This window comes from Reichenbachiella ulvae (assembly GCF_025833875.1).
GTDB classification, from domain to species: domain Bacteria; phylum Bacteroidota; class Bacteroidia; order Cytophagales; family Cyclobacteriaceae; genus Reichenbachiella; species Reichenbachiella ulvae.
The window spans coordinates 1,601,414-1,619,527 of the sequence record NZ_JAOYOD010000001.1 but is presented as its reverse complement, the minus strand read 5'-3'; the positions used below and the strand labels follow the sequence as shown (position 1 = coordinate 1,619,527).

Genomic DNA, 18,114 nt, shown 5'->3' with positions numbered 1-18,114 from the left:
ACAATGCCTCGAAAATGAGGTTGAAACTTGCAATGCAAATGAATGATGACCGACTATATGTGCTGGCTTTAAAATATACCCATGGAATTGGAGATGTATTGGCCAAACAGCTGATCAGTTATTGTGGATCAGCTAAACGTGTGTTTGATTTACCGAAAGGTAAATTGCTAAAAATCCCCGGTATTGGTAAGAAGGCTGTTGAGCAGATACTAAAGCAGGAGGGGCTTTCAAAGGCCCGTGAGGTTCTGGCAAAGTGTCTGGACCTGGAAATTCAAGTGATCCCTTATTTTGATGAGGCTTATCCTGAAAAACTCAAGATCGTAAATGATTCGCCACTCTTGTTGTATTACAAAGGGATGAATCTCTATAACAACAGGAAAATAATAGGGATCGTAGGGACGAGAAATGCCACTGACTATGGTAAACACTGTACGAATCGAATTGTAGAAGATTTAGTTCCTCATCAACCTGTGATCATCAGTGGATTGGCCTATGGGATAGATATTCATGCTCACAAGGCAGCATTAAAACATAATCTGGATACAATAGCTGTGATTGCAGGTGGGATAGATATGATTTATCCAGCTGTTCATAAATCAATTGCTAAGGACATGCAGCGTGTGGGCGGAGTGTTTTCAGAGCATCCGCCAGGAACCAAACCTGATGCTCATCATTTTCCTGCCAGAAACAGAATCATTGCAGGTATGTGCGATGCATTGGTGGTGGTAGAAGCAGCTAGTAAAGGTGGAGCACTGATTTCGGCAAACATTGCTTATTCGTATAATAGAGAAGTTTTTGCAGTGCCTGGTGAATTGGATAGTAAGTATTCGGAAGGTTGTAATGCCTTGCTTAGAGCACAAAAAGCCTTGATCTATACGGATGTTCGTGATATTGAATACAACCTAAATTGGAAGGTAGGTGAAAAGGAAGAAAAGTCCACTCCTTTTGATTTGTCCATATTTTCAGAAGAGGAAAGGCAAGTCATCAATGTATTAAAGGATTTTAAGAAAGGGTTGCACTTGGATGAACTCTGTTGGAAGTGTCAACTCTCGATCAATCAGGTGGTCACGCTGTTGCTCAATTTGGAGTTTGCAGGCATGATAGAATCCATGCCTGGCAAACAGTATAAATTAACCAAAGGTCTCTAATTATCTACCTAGGAAAACCGTAGGAGCAATATTCATAGCTTTTTTTAATTCTCGCATATCAAAGTCTACCGGGATGCTAAACTCATCAAAGTAGGCCAGCATGTTTTCAGTGGCAATGTTGCCTACCAATTTGTCTTCAGCCATCGGGCAACCTCCAAATCCATTGATAGCACCATCAAATCTTCTACATCCTGCTTTGTATGCAGCCTCTACCTTATCAATTGCTGAATCCAGATCAGAGTGCAGATGAACGCCAAATTCAATTTCCGGAAACTGATTGACTACAGAACTGAATAAGGTCTTTATATTTTCGGGGTTCGATATGCCTACAGTATCGGCAAGAGAAATGATTTGAATATCAAGTTTTTTCAGTTTAGCTACAAAATCAAGAACATAATTCATTTCATAGGGGTCTCCATATGGGTTGCCAAATCCCATAGAAAGGTAGGTCACAAGTATTTTGTTGTGCTCTTTGCAAATGTCCTGAATGATCAATAGCTCTTCAAGGGCTTCTGCAATACTCTTGTTGGTGTTTTTACGCTGAAAGGTTTCAGATAATGAAAGAGGAAAGCCTAAGTAACTTATGTTTTCATACTCAGAAGCTTCATGTGCGCCTCTAGCATTGGCTACTATTGCGAGTAACTTGGACTTGCTACCCTTTAGATCCAGATGACTTAAAACCTCTTTGGTGTCTCTCATCTGCGGAATGGCTTTGGGAGAAACAAAACTGCCAAAGTCAATGGTGTCGAATCCAATTTTTAAAAGTTGGTTGATATATTCGATTTTTTGCTCTGTCGGAACAAATTCATGCAGTCCTTGCAAGGCATCTCTAGGGCACTCTATTATTTTCATTATCGGGATTTTAGTCAATGGCTAAGATAATTAGGATGGCTAATAATAATTATAGCCACTTCTAAATACTTGTCAAAAGATAATGAACTGTCAGCTAGGTTAATAAATAATTCTAAAAAACCGCTTCAGCTATCTTCTGCACACTTGTGGATTTTCCCATAGAGTAATAGTGCAATACAGGTACTCCGTATTCCATCAATTCCTTAGATTGTTTGATTCCCCATTCAATACCGATCTCCTTGGCCTCCTGATTGTTCTTGCACTTGTGCAAAGCTTCACCAAGCTCTACTGGTAAATCGATATGGAAGATACTCGGTAGGATGGTGGACTGCGACTTAGTAGATATGGGCTTTAACCCTGGGATGATTGGAATATTGATATCCATTTTTCTACACATCTCGACAAAGTCAAAATACTTTTGATTGTCGAAAAACATCTGTGTGACAATATATTCAGCCCCTGCTTCTACCTTTTGTTTCAGGTACATCAAGTCCATTTCCAGGTTCGGCGATTCAAAGTGCTTTTCAGGATAGCCGGCCACCCCAATACAAAAGTCTGTGGGAGCAGGGTCTTCCAGGCTGTCATCCAGGTATTGTCCATTATTCATTCTATTGACCTGATGTAGCAGATCGATGGCATAGTTGTTTCCGTCTTCCTGTGGTATGAATTTGCCCTCAGATTTGATCGCATCACCTCGAAGGACCAGTACATTGTCAATCCCAAGAAAGTCCAGATCAATCAAAGCATTTTCGGTTTCCTCTTTAGAAAAACCCCCACAGATGATGTGAGGCACAGGATCTACGTCATATCGATGACGAATCGCGGCACAGATTCCTACCGTGCCGGGGCGTTTTCTGGTGGTTTTCTTTTCTAGAAGACCATTGGGGTGTTTCTTGTAGATATATTCCTCTCGGTGATAAGTCACATCAATGAATGGAGGTTTGAATTCCATCAATGGATCTAAATGATCGAATATTTTCGAAATGTTCTCTCCTTTCTTCGGCGGAATGATTTCAAGTGAGAACAGTGTTTTTCCTTTTGCGTTCTTTATATGATCGGTAACCTTCATTTTTTTGTCTTCTTGTCGACTCGTTTTCTGGTCTGATTATGTTAGGATTTGTTATTTAAGTATCGAACCAGACCGTGTATGAGTTTCCTGATTTTGTCAATATCTGTTCGGTATGCCTTGGCAGTTTCTACTTCGATATATTCTAAATCTTCCAATACGTATAACATGCTTTTGCACTCTGAAGCTGACCCACTGGCAATGTTTAAAAACCTTACAAATTCCTTGTCTCCATTGCGGCCAAAGCCCTCTGCAATATTATTCATTATTGATAAGGTACAGCGTTTCATTTGACTCTTTGTGTCTCTATCGATGTCTTTTGATTGATTTAAAAATGAATAAATACTTCGTACAAGTTTTCTACTTTCTTTCCAGACATCTAAATCTTCAAATTGTTTGATAGTTGGCATTCTAAGTTAATTCGTTGTTAATTTGGACCAGCAGACCAGCAGACCAGCAGACCAGCAGACCAGCAGACCAGCAGACCAGCAGACCAGCAGACCAAAATTAAACATCATATGCTAAGTTAGGTGCTAACCACCGCTCAGCTTCTTCTAATGTCATGCCTTTGCGTTGAGCGTAATCTTCTACTTGATCTTTGCCGATTTTACCTAATCCAAAGTATTTAGACTTTTCATTAGCGAAATAAAATCCGCTAACTGAAGAAGCTGGGTACATAGCATTAGATTCTGTTAGATAAATGCCCGTTTCTTTTTCGACATGTAGCAAATCAAATAGTATTGGTTTTTCTGTATGATCTGGGCAAGCAGGGTATCCAGGTGCGGGTCTGATTCCCTTGTACTTTTCTGCGATCAATGCGTCATTTTCTAACTGCTCGTCTGCAGCATATCCCCAAAGCTCTTTCCTTACTTTCTCATGCATTAATTCCGCAAATGCCTCGGCTAGTCTATCTGCCAGTGCTTTAACCATGATAGACGAGTAATCGTCATGATCTTTTTCGTACTTCTCTAGTAATTTTTCAATTCCTATTCCAGTAGTCACAGCAAAGCCACCCAAGTAGTCTTGTTTGCCGCTATCCTTAGGGGCAACAAAATCTGCCAGAGAAAGGTTGGCAATGTTTTTTCCTTTTTTGCCTTGCTGGCGAAGGAAATGAAACTCAGTAAGTTTCTTGCCTTCTCGATCTGCGATTTCTATATCCTCTCCATTGGTGTTGTTGGCTTTGTAAATCCCAATAACTCCGTTGGCTTGTAGACTTCTTTTGGTAATGATGTCATCCAACATGCTGTTGGCATCATTATATAGTTTAGTTGCTTCATCGCCGATGACTTTGTCTTCTAGTATTCTAGGGAATTTACCCTTCAACATCCAGGTTTGGAAGAAAGGAGTCCAGTCAATGTATTTCCTGATTTCCTCCAGAGGGAAATTGTTAAAGGTTTTGTTTCCGATGAACTTAGGTTCAGCAATGTTAGTCTCTTGCCAGTCGATAGGGAAGGCGTTTTGTTTCGCTTCACTGAATTTGATATAATTCTTATCCTTGGTTCTCCCTGCATGATTTTCTCTAGCCTCTTTGTACTCCGATTTTACTTTGGATACAAAGGCTTCCTTCTTGCCGCTCAATAGATCTCCGGCAACTGGCACACTTCTAGAAGCATCCAGTACATGTACAACAGGTCCGCTGTAGCAGGGGTCTATTTTAACTGCAGTGTGGATGCGAGAAGTTGTTGCGCCACCGATCAGTAGGGGATACTCGCATTTTTCTTTTTCCAGAAGTTTTGCAAAATCTACCATTTCGTCCAGCGAAGGAGTGATCAAACCACTCAATCCAATCACATCAGCATTAATTTCTTTGGCTTTTTCTAGAATCTTTTCATTAGGCACCATAACGCCCATGTCGATGATCTCGTAGTTGTTGCAGGCCATCACTACGCCCACGATATTTTTCCCAATGTCGTGAACGTCACCTTTTACGGTTGCCAATAGCACTTTTCCAGCATTCTCGGCATCTCCTTCAACCTTTTCTTCTTCCAAATAAGGAGTCAGATAAGCCACAGCTTTCTTCATGACACGGGCACTTTTTACCACTTGAGGTAAAAACATTTTTCCTTCGCCAAACAAGTCTCCTACGACATTCATTCCGTCCATAAGTGGTCCCTCAATCACATGAAGAGGGCGACCTAGTTTTTGGCGGGCTTCTTCAGTATCCTCATCAATGAATTCAACAATGCCTTTTACCAGGGCATGTTCAATTCTTTTCTCCACTGGCTGCTGACGCCATTCGTCATTTTTCTTCTCAACTTTCCCTTCACCTTTGAAGTTTTCTGCGAAATCTAGAAGACGCTCGGTGGCGTCATCTCTACGATCCAACAGAACATCCTCTACATGTTCCAATAGGTCCTTAGGGATGTCGTCATAAACTTCAAGCATGGCAGGATTGACGATACCCATATCCATTCCCTGTCTGATGGCATGATAAAGGAAGGCTGAATGCATGGCCTCTCTAACCGGATTGTTGCCTCGGAAGGAGAAAGAAACATTACTAACTCCACCACTGACATGCGCAGCAGGTAGGTTTTCTCTTACCCATCTTGTGGCCATGAAAAAGTCCAAGGCATTTTTGCGATGCTCCTCCATGCCTGTGGCAACTGGGAAAATATTAAGGTCAAAAATGATGTCCTGAGGCTTAAAATTGATTTTTGGGCCAGTCATCAGTTCGTAGGACCTCTTGACTATCTCAATTCTACGGTCGTAGTTGTCAGCCTGTCCATCCTCGTCAAATGCCATTACAATCACCGCAGCGCCGTATTGTTTGATCAATTTGGCCTGACGGATAAATTCTTCTTCGCCTACTTTTAAGCTTATGGAGTTTACTACGGATTTCCCCTGTGTACACTTCAAGCCTGCTTCGATGATTTCCCATTTTGAGGAGTCGATCATCACAGGGATACGAGCGATATCTGGCTCAGATGCCATCAGATTAAGGAAATTGGTCATGGTTTCAGCACCATCTAGCATACCTTCATCCATGTTTACATCGATGATCTGAGCACCACCTTCCACTTGATTTCTTGCGATCTCCAGCGCCTCTTCAAATTGCTCTTCCTTGATCAAGCGCAAGAATTTCCTTGAACCAGTTACATTAGTTCTTTCCCCAACGTTGATGAAATTCAGATCTGGAGTGACTACCAATGGCTCCAACCCGCTGAGCTTCATGGGTTCATAGTCATGCCATTTGTACTCGTACTTCCCTGGGTAATCTGGATGTATGTTTTCCATGTTATATAAAGTAGACAGTATGTGGTTGGCTACCTACTGTTTCAATTTTTTGTTCTTATGAATTTAGCAAATGAGAATTTAATATTTAACCGTTGACAGTAGTCTGTTGACTCTTTATCGGCCTAGGCTCATACTTGGCGGCCAATTCTGCTATGGCTCTGATATGATCAGGAGTGGTTCCGCAACACCCACCAATGATATTGATGAGGTTTTCGTCTAGGAATTCCTTGATTTGATCCACCATATCCTCTGGTGTTTCGTCATATTGGCCAAATTCATTTGGTAACCCTGCGTTAGGGTGGGCGCTGATATTGAATTCTGACTTACTGGCTAAAGTATGAAGATAAGGTTTCAGCTCTCTGGCTCCTAATGCACAATTCAGTCCAATACTAAGCAGGTCCAAATGCGAAACTGAGATCAAAAATGCCTCTGTGTTTTGTCCGGATAGGATTCGGCCACTGGCATCAGTAATGGTGCCTGAAACCATGATTGGGATACGGATGCCTCTCTCTTCTGCAATTTGATCTATCGCCATCAAAGCTGCTTTGGAGTTGAGTGTGTCGGTGATAGTCTCCACCAGGAGAATGTCAGAACCACCATCTAGTAGTGCGTTGGCTTGTTCTTTGAATGCTTCAAGCAGCTGATCATAATTGATGGCACGGTATCCTGGGTTGTTTACATCAGGAGACATGCTGGCCAATCTGTTGGTTGGTCCCATAGAACCTGCCACAAACCTAGGTTTGTCCGGATCCTTTTGTGTGAACTCGTCCGCAACTTCCTTGGCAATTTTGGCTCCTTCGTAGTTGATTTTGTAAATCCAGTCTTCTAGTTTGTAATCCGCCTGAGCGATCCATGTGCCACCAAAGGTATTGGTCTCTATGATGTCTGCACCTGCTTCTAGATATTCTCTATAGATGTCTTTGATGATATCGGGTCGGGTGATGCAGAGTAAATCATTGTTGCCTTTGAGTGTAACCTCGTGGTCTTTCAATTCTTCATTTCTGAAGTCTTTTTCCTCTAATTGATGCCGCTGAATCATCGTGCCCATAGCACCGTCCAACACCAATATCCTTTGTTTTAGAATATCTCTAATGTCCATTTTCATAGTTTATTAAACTACTTACCAGAAAGAATAGTTCGTTGAATACCTATCTGTCAACCAGATTGAATATCTGGAATGGGAATTGGCACAACATCCAATATTGCGGCTATGGATATGTTGCCAAGACGTCATAGGGCCCAATCCCTCGGTCTTTCTTGATAAGTGGGGCAAAGATAGGCTTTTTTTATAGAGTTTCAATTTCTACATGCAATTGAAAAGGTAATCTTGTTTTCTGTGTTAGAGAGAGGTTTGTATAGGTGTCTTATCTGTCTTATTATCTAATACTTATGTGTATCAATAATTGATATTTGGTACTTACTAATCTGTAATATGTCTGCTATGATAAATGATAAAAAGCATGAATAGCTATGTAAATAGGTTTATGATGCTTTGAGTGCTTACTCTACTTTTGGAGGACACACACATGCTTATACCAATAATTCAAATTGAATTGGACTTGATCACGATGATCATAGTCCTAAACGTGGATTATTAGTATACAATGAAGAAATCATTTGGAGTTATTTCTCTTTCTCATGCTATAGCTGATATAGAGATTAGAGAGAAGTTTTCTTTGTCACAACAAGAGTTCGGGGATTGTTATGCTCAACTTTCGGATGTTCTGGGGATTTCAGAGGCACTGATTTTAGGCACATGCAACCGTGTCGAAATCTATTATTTTGATGCTCAAAATAAAGCAGAGGCTCTTGTTCAATTCTTATGCGCTTTCAAGGGATTGTCCTTTGATATCCACCACTCATTTTTTGAATCTAAGTATGGTCATGATGCCCTGACTCATCTGCATGAAGTTGCTATAGGTCTTCAGTCCATGGTTTTAGGAGATCTGGAGATTTTTGGACAGGTCAAAAGAGCGTATCAGATATCATGCGATGTACAGTCTGCATCTACCTATATGCATCGCTTGCTTCATAGGGTGTTTTACTGTCATAAAATAATCAATCAATCGACCAGGTTTAAAGAAGGAGCTTCATCCGTGTCCTACACTGCTGTAAAGTTAATCTCGGACAGAAACTTGATGAATCCTGAAGGTCGGGTGCTAGTCGTAGGAGCAGGAGACATGGGAAAGGATGTAGTAAAACACCTGCGAAATCTTGGTTACCTCAATGTAACTATCTGCAATCGTACCAATGAAAAAGCGCACCATCTAGCGCAGGAGTTAGGGGTGCATTTTATTCCCTACGAACAACATAAGGACTATTTAAACACTTGTTCTCTGCTGATGGTAGCGGTCAACGCCAAGGAAGCCCTCTATACGCTTACCGATTTCCAATATACCGCCATACGCGCTGTGATTGATATTTCATCTCCACGTGCAGTAGCTGATGAAATCCAGACCCTGGGTATTGATTTATACAACATTGACGATATGGGGCAGCGAATCCAAAGGGTGATGGAAAATAGAAGCGCCGAAATAGGCAGAGTGAGAGATATAGTCTCCGAATCTGTTGGAGAATACTTGCAATGGACCAAAGAACTGGAGTTCAATGATCATTTGGTGCAATTTAAATCTGCATTAGAGGACATACAAAAACAGGTGATCCTGGCAAACACAAAGGAATGGACGGTTTCGCAACAGCAACTAGCGAGCGAGGCGACTAGTCAATTGATCAATAAAATCATGAAGCTGCCAGCCATCGGCCTGCGCAATGCTTGCCAACGCGGTGAAGCTACTGAATTGAGTGAATCCCTATGTGAGCTATTCGATTTAGAAAGAAAAAGTAATATCAAATCACAATAAACTATATCAATATGAATTTTTTAAAATCAATTTTCGGAAAAAAGGAAGAAGGCCCAGTATCAGCTAAAGACAAACAGTTGGTGCAAGAAACTTTTGCTATGGTGGCACCCATCGCGGACAAAGCCGCTGAGATTTTTTATGCCAAATTATTTGAACTTGACCCAGACCTCAAGCCATTGTTCAAAGGTGATATCAGCGAGCAAGGCAAAAAGCTAATGGCCATGTTAGCTGCTGCAGTCAAAGGTCTGGATGATCTGGGAGCATTGGTGCCTGTAGTACAAGACTTAGGTAAAAGACATGTGGGCTATGGGGTCAAAGATGAGCACTACGATACAGTAGCAGCTGCGCTTTTGTCAACGTTAGAGGCTGGTCTGGGAGACGCATGGAACGATGATGTGAAAACAGCATGGACCAATGTATATGTGGTATTGGCTACCACTATGAAAGACGCAGCGGCTGAATCTACCGCAGCCTAACTGTCGGCCAGTATTTCGAGAAATTTTTACACTTTAATCAGACTACTAGATGAATTTATTTCAAACTAAGCATATCATTAAATCAACCTTGCTGGGCTTATCTGCCTTTGCTGTGTTTCAATCCTGCGAGCCTTTACCAGAAGAGACCAAGGCGGTCGCCTCTGACAAAGCTTACTCCATAGAAGAAGCATTTGAAATCGTGGCGAAGGAGAATGACGTCACGCGTACGCTGTATACCAAGGCTATCGTGGGAGCTGGAAAGAAAAACGGTCTCAAATTCGATGAGGATTGGGAAAAAGATCACGTAGAAGCAGGTCCGTTACCTGCCTTGTTCTTGAGAGGGATTGCCGGAGATATCCGCAAGAAAGGCGAAGTACCATTAGGCTTGTTTTTGGGATCAGATTTCCCGGTTCGCAAATCGAATAAGTTTACGGGTAAGCAGGCTGATCTCTTTGCGGAAATGAGAAAGGATAGCCTTCCGAAATATTTCTTTGACGAAGAAGCTCAGTTGTATACTGCCATGTTCCCTGATTTTGCGGTGGCGGCACCATGTGTCAATTGTCACAACGAGCACCCAGAGACCACTAAAACCGATTGGGTATTGGGAGATATTCAGGGAGCTACTACCTGGACTTATCCATCAGATTCCGTCTCGTTTGACGAATTGCAAGGTATCATCATGGCTTATAGAGAAGGTGCAGCAGCTACTTTCCAGTCTTATCTGGACAAAGCAGCGGGCTTCAAGGAAAATGAGGTGCCAATGGCTGGATCTACCTGGCCTGCAAAAGACGGCTATGCATTGCCAACTCCTGATGTGTTCCTGGATAGCGTCAACGTGCTGGCTGCAGATGAAACACTAAAATCTATCTTGAAAATATAATTTGAGGCATGGGTGAGATGGGGTGAGAGCCTCATCTCATACTTTGATAGTGCAGTATTATTATGAGTAAAAATCTTTATCTGATTCTGGGGTTATTGCTGTTCACACTTTTTGTATTGCAGGATGTGTTCGAATGGCGCTGGGAATATCTACAGCAATTGCAGGCTGATCAAATGTATCGTCGTTGGTCAGGTCTTGCTTTGTCCATGGTCATCTTGTTTCAATGGGTACTGAGTATCGTGCGAGCTACACCCAAATGGGAAGAAAAGAGCTTGCTGTTTTATAGTATCCACAATTGGATGGGGGCATTGACACCTTTACTCTTTTATATCCATTCTATGCAATTGGGCTTTGCCTATTTGTTCCTGCTCAGTATTACCTTTTTCGGCAACTTTTTGTTGGGGATGTTCAATCTCGATTTGTTAAAAAGCAAGTCTCAGGTTGTCTTTCAGGGCTGGATGATACTGCATGTGTCTATGTCATTATTTATCTCATTTATCACGATTTATCATATCTGGATCGTGTTTTACTACGAATAAAGAAATTTGAATATCCCATGGGAAAAGTCTCAAAACTGAAAATACTTAAAGTGGTGAAGGAAACGGAGGATGCCGTAAGTATTCATTTTAAGCAGCCTTTTTTTAGGAAAATCAAATATACCCCGGGTCAGTTTTTGACGCTATTGGTCAATATTGATGGAAGGGTCGAGCGCAGATGCTATTCGCTCAACAGTGCACCGAATGTCGACAAAGAAGTAAGTGTCACTGTCAAAAGAATCAAAGATGGAAGGGTGTCTAATTACCTTTTCGAGAATATTAAAGAAGGAGATAAAATCAAGGTACTCCATCCGATGGGGGAGTTCACCCTCTTACCCAACCCCGCAGAATGCCGACATGTAGTGCTTTTCGGAGCAGGGAGTGGAATTACCCCCTTGATGTCTATTCTTAAAACCGTTTTGAATTTTGAGGAAAGAAGCTACGTATCTCTTTTTTATGGAAACAGGGACAAGGAATCTATTATTTTCAATAATGACCTTAGGGCTTTGAAGGCCATTTATCCAGACCGGTTAAATCTGGTACATATCCTGGAAAATCCTGGGGATTTTGAAGATTGCTACAAGGGAAGAGTAGAGCGGTCGCAAGTACCCGGTTTACTCAATGATCTACCTGAACTAAGTACGGATAAAACGCTTTATTATATCTGCGGGCCATCTGGTATGATGACAGAAGCCGAAGAAGGTTTAAAGCTAGCAGGGGTAGATCCTAAATTCATTCATATTGAAAAGTTCAGTGCACCGCCACCGTCCGCTCAGGAAGCCAAAACGAGTGGCCCATTGCTCGAAAATCGAGAGGTTACGATCATTCACAAAGGCAAAGAACATCGCATACCAGTCAAAGCCAACCGAACGATTTTAGACTCGGCCTTAGATCATAAGTTGAAGCTTCCTTATGTCTGTATGGATGGGATTTGTGGCAGTTGCAAAGCGAGCTGCGAATCTGGAGAGGTCTACATGCGCAGTGGTCATGTGCTTTCTGCCAAAGAGGTGGAAGACGGTGTGGTGCTGCCTTGCCTTTGCAAACCACTTACTAATAATGTAGTTATCAAATACGCTTGATGATAGGGGATATTGGACATTTGATGGTAGTATCGGCGCTGGTGTCTGCATTGGTAGCAGCCTGGTGTTATTCAGCTTCTACTTTTGCTGATGGCGTGGATGCTTTTCAATGGAAGTCTCTGGCAAGAAAGGTTTTTTACTTTCATGTGGGTAGTGTAGTAGGAGCAGTAGCCATCCTGTTTGCGATACTCTATGGTCAGCACTACGAATATCAGTATGCCTATAAGCATTCCTCTTCCGAACTGCCCTTTTATTACATTCTATCCTGTTTTTGGGAAGGGCAGGAAGGGAGTTTTCTGATATGGATATTTTGGAATGCCTTGGTAGGTCTATTGCTTTTACACACAGCCAAAATACGAGAATCAAGTGCCATGATGGTATTGACTGCCGTGCAGTCATTCTTTCTCACTATGATTGTCGGAGTATATATCACTGGGGAACATAGATTAGGGAGTTCAGCCTTTTTGCTGCTCAAGGATACACTCAATGATCCGATCTATCAGATAGATGCGGGTTTTGTTCCGAAGGACGGCACAGGGCTGAATCCCTTATTGCAAAACATCTGGATGGTGATTCATCCGCCTTTTATTTTCCTGGGTTTTGCCATATGCTTGGTGCCTTTTTCCTATGGTGTAGGTGCATTGATAAGTGGTGAGCTCAAAGGCTGGGTTAGGATGGCACAAATATGGTCTATCGCGGCACTAGGTGTTTTAGGGCTGGGAATCATGATGGGGGCTTATTGGGCCTATGAAACCTTAAACTTTGGAGGATACTGGAATTGGGATCCGGTAGAAAATGCAGTGCTAATTCCATGGTTGGTCTTACTAGGGGCGGTTCATGGCCTGATGATTTATAGCAAGCGAAAGAAAGGGTTGTTCTTTTCAACAGTACTGGTATTGATGTCCTATATTCTGGTGGTCTACTCCACCTTTTTGACAAGAAGTGGCATATTAGGAGACAGCAGCGTGCACTCTTTTACCGATCTGGGATTGTCTGGGCAACTGGTTTTCTTTCTGCTCTTTGTCTTGCTTCTATCTGGAGGATTGCTGGTCTATCGCTGGCGAGATTTCCAAAGTATGGTGTCGAATGAAGGAGAGTTTTCTATACGGTCTTTTGACTATTGGACGATTGTAGGGATTGGGGTTTTCTGTCTTTCTGCCTTTCAGATCCTGCTACCCACCTCTATGCCGGTTTTTTCTGCGATTTCGGATGCTTTTGGTATGAATTTGTCTTTGGCACCTCCTGCAGATCCTGTGGCTTTTTATAGCAAGTTTCAGATTGGTTTTGCTATCCTCTTCGGATTGGTAATGGGAATGGCACAGCTGTTATATTGGAAACGAGCGGATAGGGATTTGGAGGATGTTTTTTTGTTTCCAGCAACGGTTAGTTTGGTGCTTTCAGCCTTTTTGATTTTTGTGGGGAGTATAGCAGATTGGAGGTATATCCTATTAGTCATTTCCACCTCTTTTATGCTTTGTGCTACTGGTGTTTCTTTCATTCAGGTCTTTCGCCTTCAGCGATGGCGAATTGGGAGCCCTTTGATGCATTTTGGTTTTGCAGTGATGCTTTTGGGGATTTTGTTTTCTTCCGGATATTCTAAAATCGTCTCAAAAAACATCACCATTTCATCGCCCAATTCTACACTTCCTGAACATACCGTTCAGGAGCATGCTTTGCTCAATCAGAATGTGCCCAAAGATCTAGGCGAGTACAAATTCACCTATCAGGGAGCATTGTTGAGCACGAAAGAGGGGGTGCATTTTAGCCCTGAGGATGCCTATCGTACCACGATGGAAGATGTAAGGGTTATAAAGAGAGGCGTGTGGCAAGAGGGGGTAAAAGTATTGTCTGCTGGAGATACAGTGCATATTGATGCTGAAAACACCTTCTATCAAATCAAAGTGGAAAAGGAAGGTAAAACTTACTATCTAAAACCAAGAATGCAGAACAACCCTAACATGGGATATGTAGCTTCTCCCGATACGCATTCCTTCTGGGGAGAAGATCTCTATGTGCATGTGAGCAATTTTCCTGATCCAGCAAAAAAGGAATGGAAAGAATCGATTCAAACTAAGCTCAAACGAACTGAAAGAGTCGATTTTATGGGATTGAGCATAAAGATGGATGGGCTTAAAGAAGTCAAGGACTTACCTGGATTGGCCCTGGGTTCTGATGATTTGGCTCTGGGTGCAGAGTTGTTGATCGATGATGGATATCAAATCTATTCGGCTACTCCGATATACCTGATCAAGCAGGGTAGGATTCGCTTGTATTCAGACGAAGTACAGGCCTTAGGCCTTAGGACTCGAATAGAAAGTATTGATCCTAAGACTGGAGAGATTGCCCTTCGTTTGGATGCTTCTCAAAGAGACTGGATCACTATCAAAGCCAAAGAATTTCCTCACATCCAACTGGTTTGGATTGGAACCTTGATTTTGTTCATAGGGGCTGTGCTGATGGTGGTATCCAAAATCAAAGAGGGTAAAGAAGCAAGCGAAGAGATCATGTCGATTAGTTATAAAAAGGAAAACAAAGAGGATTGGGAGGATCAAGCCGTCTCAAGATCCATTAATACGAGTATATGAGGATTAGTAGAAAAAGAAGAAGACAGTGGATAGGCTTTGGGGTAGGCCTGTTGATAACGGTGATAGCTTATGTGGTGCTTTCCGTTCCGTCAAATGAAGATTTTTTGTCCAAAGGTCCCATGAATAAAGGGCATGAGGATTTGAGCTGTGAATCTTGCCATACGCCCGCTCGGGGCAATGCCTTTCAGCAGATTCAAGCCAACCTGATGCACACAGTGGGGCTACGAAGTTCTGATGCGGATTTTGGGACGGAGAATGTGGATACTGAAAAGTGTCTGGATTGCCACGACAGGGCCAATGATCGACATCCGCTTCACCGTTTTACAGAGGCGAGATTTTCTGAAGTTCGCAAGAAACTGAATGTAACCGAATGTGAAGCATGTCACCTGGAGCACAATGGCGTGAGGTTGACGCAGATGGAGATTGGCTACTGCCAAAACTGCCATGGAGAGACTGTTATGAAAAACGATCCGCTGGAAATCTCACATAAAGAACTGATTGCGCAAGAGATGTGGACGACTTGTCTGCAGTGCCACGATTTTCATGGCAATCACATCTATCATACCGCAGAAAGTATGGCAGATACCATTCCTATTCAGGTCGTACAGGAGTACTTCGATGGAGGAGTGAGCCCCTATGCTGACAAGAAAAAATTCTATGCCCTATCCGAAGAAGAGTATTGGGAGATGATGGACAAAAAGAAGTAAGATGTTGTTATTCAAATGCTTAATTGCATGTTTGCTCGAATAGCTGACAAAAAGCAAATTTTGGTCTGTTTATAAATCTATTAATAGCGCTGGGTCCGAATTACTTTTGAATTACCCAATGATTAAACAACATAGCCTGATTGATGAAAGTGTTGAGGTCTAGGATAATTGGGCTTCATTGTGATCAAGCTTTAACTTAACTAAAAGCGCTATGAGTTTCTTTAAGTCATTATTTCAAAAAAAGTCTCCAGAGGCTCCACTGACCAGCAAAGAAATAGCTTTGGTTCAGGAATCCTTCGCTAAAGTGGCTCCAATAGCTGATACTGCAGCGGAGATTTTTTATTCCCGCTTGTTTGAGATCGATCCCGAATTGAAATCACTTTTCAAATCTGACATCAAAGAGCAAGGAAGGAAACTGATGACGATGTTGGCTGCAGCAGTCAACGGCTTGAAGGATCTGAATGCTTTGGTTCCCGTGGTACAAGATTTAGGCAAGCGCCACGTGGGATATGGAGTGAAAGATGATCATTATGACAAAGTAGCTGCTGCTTTGCTTTACACCTTGGAAAAGGGCCTGGGCGATGACTGGAACGAAGAAGTGAAATCCGCATGGGTTTCGGTCTATACGATTCTCGCTACTACGATGAAAAATGCTGCTGCTCAGGTAGCTGCATAAGAAATTTAACCTATCCACCTCTGTTAATTTATTACTAACCAATTAAAAAACGACAACCATGAACAGAGCAAAAACAAAAATTGTGATTATGTTGATAGCATATACCATCATGATGTTTGCATTTATGCAAGTGTGATTCTAAATTGATGTATCAACAGCTTTAAGGAAATTAACTAAGGTCTAAATGAATGGACCGAGTGGAAATATGAAGAATGAATGGAGCGAATAGCGAAGCTTAAGGTAATACGTATCGTCAGGGAAACACCGGATGCCATTACCCTTTTCTTCAAGCAACCCCTGCTATGGAAATTGAAATATTCTGCAGGACAGTATTTGACTGTTTTGGTGAATCTCGACGGTGGAGTCGAAAGGAGATGTTTTTCTCTGAATTCTGCCCCGGAGATTGAAAAGGAGCTGAGTATTACCGTAAAGAATACTCAGGATGGCCGTGTGTCTCATTACTTGTACAATTTTGTCAAAGAAGGGGACAAGGTCAAAGTCCTGCATCCTCAAGGGGAGTTTAAAATCACGCCTGATCCGTCGATGAAAAGGCATATCGTTCTTTTCGGTGGTGGCAGTGGTATAGCTCCATTGATGTCTATACTCAAGACCATTCTTTACTTTGAAGATAAAAGTATGGTTTCTCTCTTTTATGGCAATCGAGATGAAGAATCGATTATCTACAGTGAGGAACTGAAGGATATTAAATTCGATTACCAAAATCGATTGAATCTGATTCATATTCTGGAAGATCCAGGAGAGTCTAGAGACTGCTACAAAGGTAGAGTGCAAAGAACCCAGGTGCCGGAGTTGCTCCGTATGGTGCCCAAATTCCCCTTTGGTCATACCTACTGCTACATCTGTGGGCCTACGGGTATGATGATCGAGGCGATCGCGGGATTGAAACTGGCCGGAGTGCCTGATTCCAATGTCTTCGTAGAGCGATATGTCAACGCAGATTCTGCCAATGAAGCCAAAGCAGCGGGTGCCTTGTTACAGAACCGTGAACTAAAACTCATTCATCAGGGCAAGACTCACTCTGTGACAGTCAAGGCCAATCGCAGTATTCTCAATGCTGCTTTGGATAAAGGAATGGAGCTACCCTTTGTTTGCAAGGATGGTATCTGTGGGAGTTGCAAGGCACAATGTCAATCAGGAGAGGTCTTTATGAGAGAAGACAACATTCTGAGCGATGACGAAATTGCTCAGAACATTGTCTTGACTTGTATCAGTCACCCCGTCACCAACAATGTGGTCCTAAAGGTGATGGAGGATTAATTCCTTTCCAATAAGTAAACAACCGTCACCTGATCCGTGATACTCATGTCATTGGGCTGGTAGCTGCTGGCTACCTTGCTTTCAGACATAGCCATGTCAAACTCCATGGTACGTGCCAGTGGTCTGGACGGTGCACTGTGATGCATGATTTCTTTCACTCCTAAGATGCTGTAACCTTCCACACCAGAAAGAGTTTCTGCCTTCATTCGGGCGTCTTTCATAGCAGCTACCATCAAGGATTTTTCAGCTGCTTGTTTTTGTTCGTTGGATAGCTCGAAGGAGATGCTCAAATTAGCCGCGCTACTGCTAGAAGTAGTACCATTGAGTACTTTTAGTAGCTTCTTCATGTTGTAGTCGAATTTTACAACTAAAGATTGGCTGGCTACAAATTCCTCACCTTTGATCTGTCCACGGTCATAGATTTTGTCCTTTCGGATACTGAACTGCGAGGTTTTAATCGCTTCTGAATCAAACCCTGCTTTCTTCAAATCTGCACTCAGAGCATCCACTCTGCGATTCAGCTCATTCAGCGCCTCGTCGTAGGACTTAGATTGGGCGGTGATGTTGTAGTTGAATACCGCGATTTCTGGTAGTACAGAAACTTCGGCCTGACCATTGACCTGAATAGTAGAAGTCTGAGCAAAGGCTGACAAAGTAAAGATCGTCAGCACGGCAATTGTTAATATCTTTTTCATAGTTGTTGTCTTTTTTCTGAGGGTTAACAAGAACTGTTCCG

The 18,114-nt window shown here is 42.3% G+C and carries 16 protein-coding genes and 1 riboswitch; of the genes, 10 read left to right on the top strand and 6 right to left on the bottom strand.

Features of this window, described 5'->3' with window-relative positions; all coding sequences use genetic code 11:
* Positions 1–14: 14 nt before the first annotated feature.
* Positions 15–1,148 (top strand): DNA-processing protein DprA, encoded by a 1,134-nt coding sequence (dprA, locus tag N7U62_RS06575; RefSeq protein ID WP_264137103.1) that lies wholly within the window; start codon positions 15–17, stop codon positions 1,146–1,148.
* On the opposite strand, the gene N7U62_RS06570 is transcribed toward dprA, so the two are convergent.
* From N7U62_RS06570 to N7U62_RS06550, 5 genes are all read right to left on the bottom strand, one after another.
* Complete coding sequence (locus N7U62_RS06570) at positions 1,149–2,000, bottom strand: hydroxymethylglutaryl-CoA lyase (protein WP_264137102.1); 852 nt, start codon at positions 1,998–2,000, stop codon at positions 1,149–1,151.
* Positions 2,001–2,112: 112 nt separating this feature from the next.
* Positions 2,113–3,069 carry a methylenetetrahydrofolate reductase [NAD(P)H] gene (gene metF / locus N7U62_RS06565; RefSeq protein WP_264137101.1) on the bottom strand — a complete coding sequence of 319 codons (957 nt, stop codon included), beginning with the start codon at positions 3,067–3,069 and terminating at the stop codon, positions 2,113–2,115.
* A gap of 41 nt (positions 3,070–3,110) precedes the next feature.
* Positions 3,111–3,476: a four helix bundle protein gene (locus N7U62_RS06560; RefSeq protein ID WP_264137100.1), complete on the bottom strand. Its 366-nt coding sequence runs from the start codon at positions 3,474–3,476 to the stop codon at positions 3,111–3,113.
* 97 nt (positions 3,477–3,573) lie between these two features.
* Entirely contained in the window at positions 3,574–6,300 is a 2,727-nt protein-coding gene (metH, locus tag N7U62_RS06555) for a methionine synthase (protein WP_404818014.1), read from the bottom strand.
* An 85-nt stretch (positions 6,301–6,385) separates the two neighbouring features.
* On the bottom strand, positions 6,386–7,405 hold the full coding sequence (locus N7U62_RS06550; protein ID WP_318840645.1) for a homocysteine S-methyltransferase family protein: 1,020 nt from the start codon (positions 7,403–7,405) through the stop codon (positions 6,386–6,388).
* Between the two features lie 40 nt (positions 7,406–7,445).
* Positions 7,446–7,567: riboswitch (SAM riboswitch) on the bottom strand.
* Between the two features lie 337 nt (positions 7,568–7,904).
* On the opposite strand from N7U62_RS06550, the gene hemA reads away from it, so the two are divergent.
* The 9 genes from hemA to N7U62_RS06505 all read left to right on the top strand — a co-directional run bounded on the left by hemA (position 7,905) and on the right by N7U62_RS06505 (position 17,378).
* Positions 7,905–9,161 carry a glutamyl-tRNA reductase gene (gene hemA / locus N7U62_RS06545; protein WP_264137099.1) on the top strand — a complete coding sequence of 419 codons (1,257 nt, stop codon included), beginning with the start codon at positions 7,905–7,907 and terminating at the stop codon, positions 9,159–9,161.
* Between the two features lie 11 nt (positions 9,162–9,172).
* The gene (locus N7U62_RS06540; RefSeq protein WP_264137098.1) at positions 9,173–9,637 is read left to right on the top strand and encodes a globin family protein; all 465 of its coding nucleotides are present in this window, start codon (positions 9,173–9,175) and stop codon (positions 9,635–9,637) included.
* Positions 9,638–9,686: 49 nt separating this feature from the next.
* Positions 9,687–10,517 carry a c-type heme family protein gene (locus N7U62_RS06535; RefSeq protein WP_264137097.1) on the top strand — a complete coding sequence of 277 codons (831 nt, stop codon included), beginning with the start codon at positions 9,687–9,689 and terminating at the stop codon, positions 10,515–10,517.
* Positions 10,518–10,579: 62 nt separating this feature from the next.
* Positions 10,580–11,056: a hypothetical protein gene (locus tag N7U62_RS06530; protein WP_264137096.1), complete on the top strand. Its 477-nt coding sequence runs from the start codon at positions 10,580–10,582 to the stop codon at positions 11,054–11,056.
* A gap of 17 nt (positions 11,057–11,073) precedes the next feature.
* Positions 11,074–12,132, top strand: coding sequence for a ferredoxin--NADP reductase (locus N7U62_RS06525; RefSeq protein ID WP_264137095.1), 1,059 nt, complete (start codon positions 11,074–11,076; stop codon positions 12,130–12,132).
* On the top strand, positions 12,132–14,717 hold the full coding sequence (gene ccsA / locus N7U62_RS06520) for a cytochrome c biogenesis protein CcsA (RefSeq protein WP_264137094.1): 2,586 nt from the start codon (positions 12,132–12,134) through the stop codon (positions 14,715–14,717). The genes N7U62_RS06525 and ccsA overlap by 1 nt, the downstream gene beginning before the upstream one ends.
* Positions 14,714–15,424, top strand: a complete 711-nt coding sequence (locus tag N7U62_RS06515; RefSeq protein WP_264137093.1) for a cytochrome c3 family protein — start codon at positions 14,714–14,716, stop codon at positions 15,422–15,424. Before ccsA ends, N7U62_RS06515 begins: the two co-directional genes overlap by 4 nt.
* Before the next feature lie 211 nt (positions 15,425–15,635).
* The gene (locus N7U62_RS06510; RefSeq protein ID WP_264137092.1) at positions 15,636–16,100 is read left to right on the top strand and encodes a globin family protein; all 465 of its coding nucleotides are present in this window, start codon (positions 15,636–15,638) and stop codon (positions 16,098–16,100) included.
* Positions 16,101–16,316: 216 nt separating this feature from the next.
* Complete coding sequence (locus tag N7U62_RS06505; RefSeq protein WP_264137091.1) at positions 16,317–17,378, top strand: ferredoxin--NADP reductase; 1,062 nt, start codon at positions 16,317–16,319, stop codon at positions 17,376–17,378.
* Here the strand turns inward: N7U62_RS06505 and N7U62_RS06500 are convergent.
* Positions 17,375–18,073: an SIMPL domain-containing protein gene (locus N7U62_RS06500; RefSeq protein ID WP_264137090.1), complete on the bottom strand. Its 699-nt coding sequence runs from the start codon at positions 18,071–18,073 to the stop codon at positions 17,375–17,377. The two genes, N7U62_RS06505 and N7U62_RS06500, sit on opposite strands and share 4 nt — an antisense overlap.
* Positions 18,074–18,114: the final 41 nt, after the last annotated feature.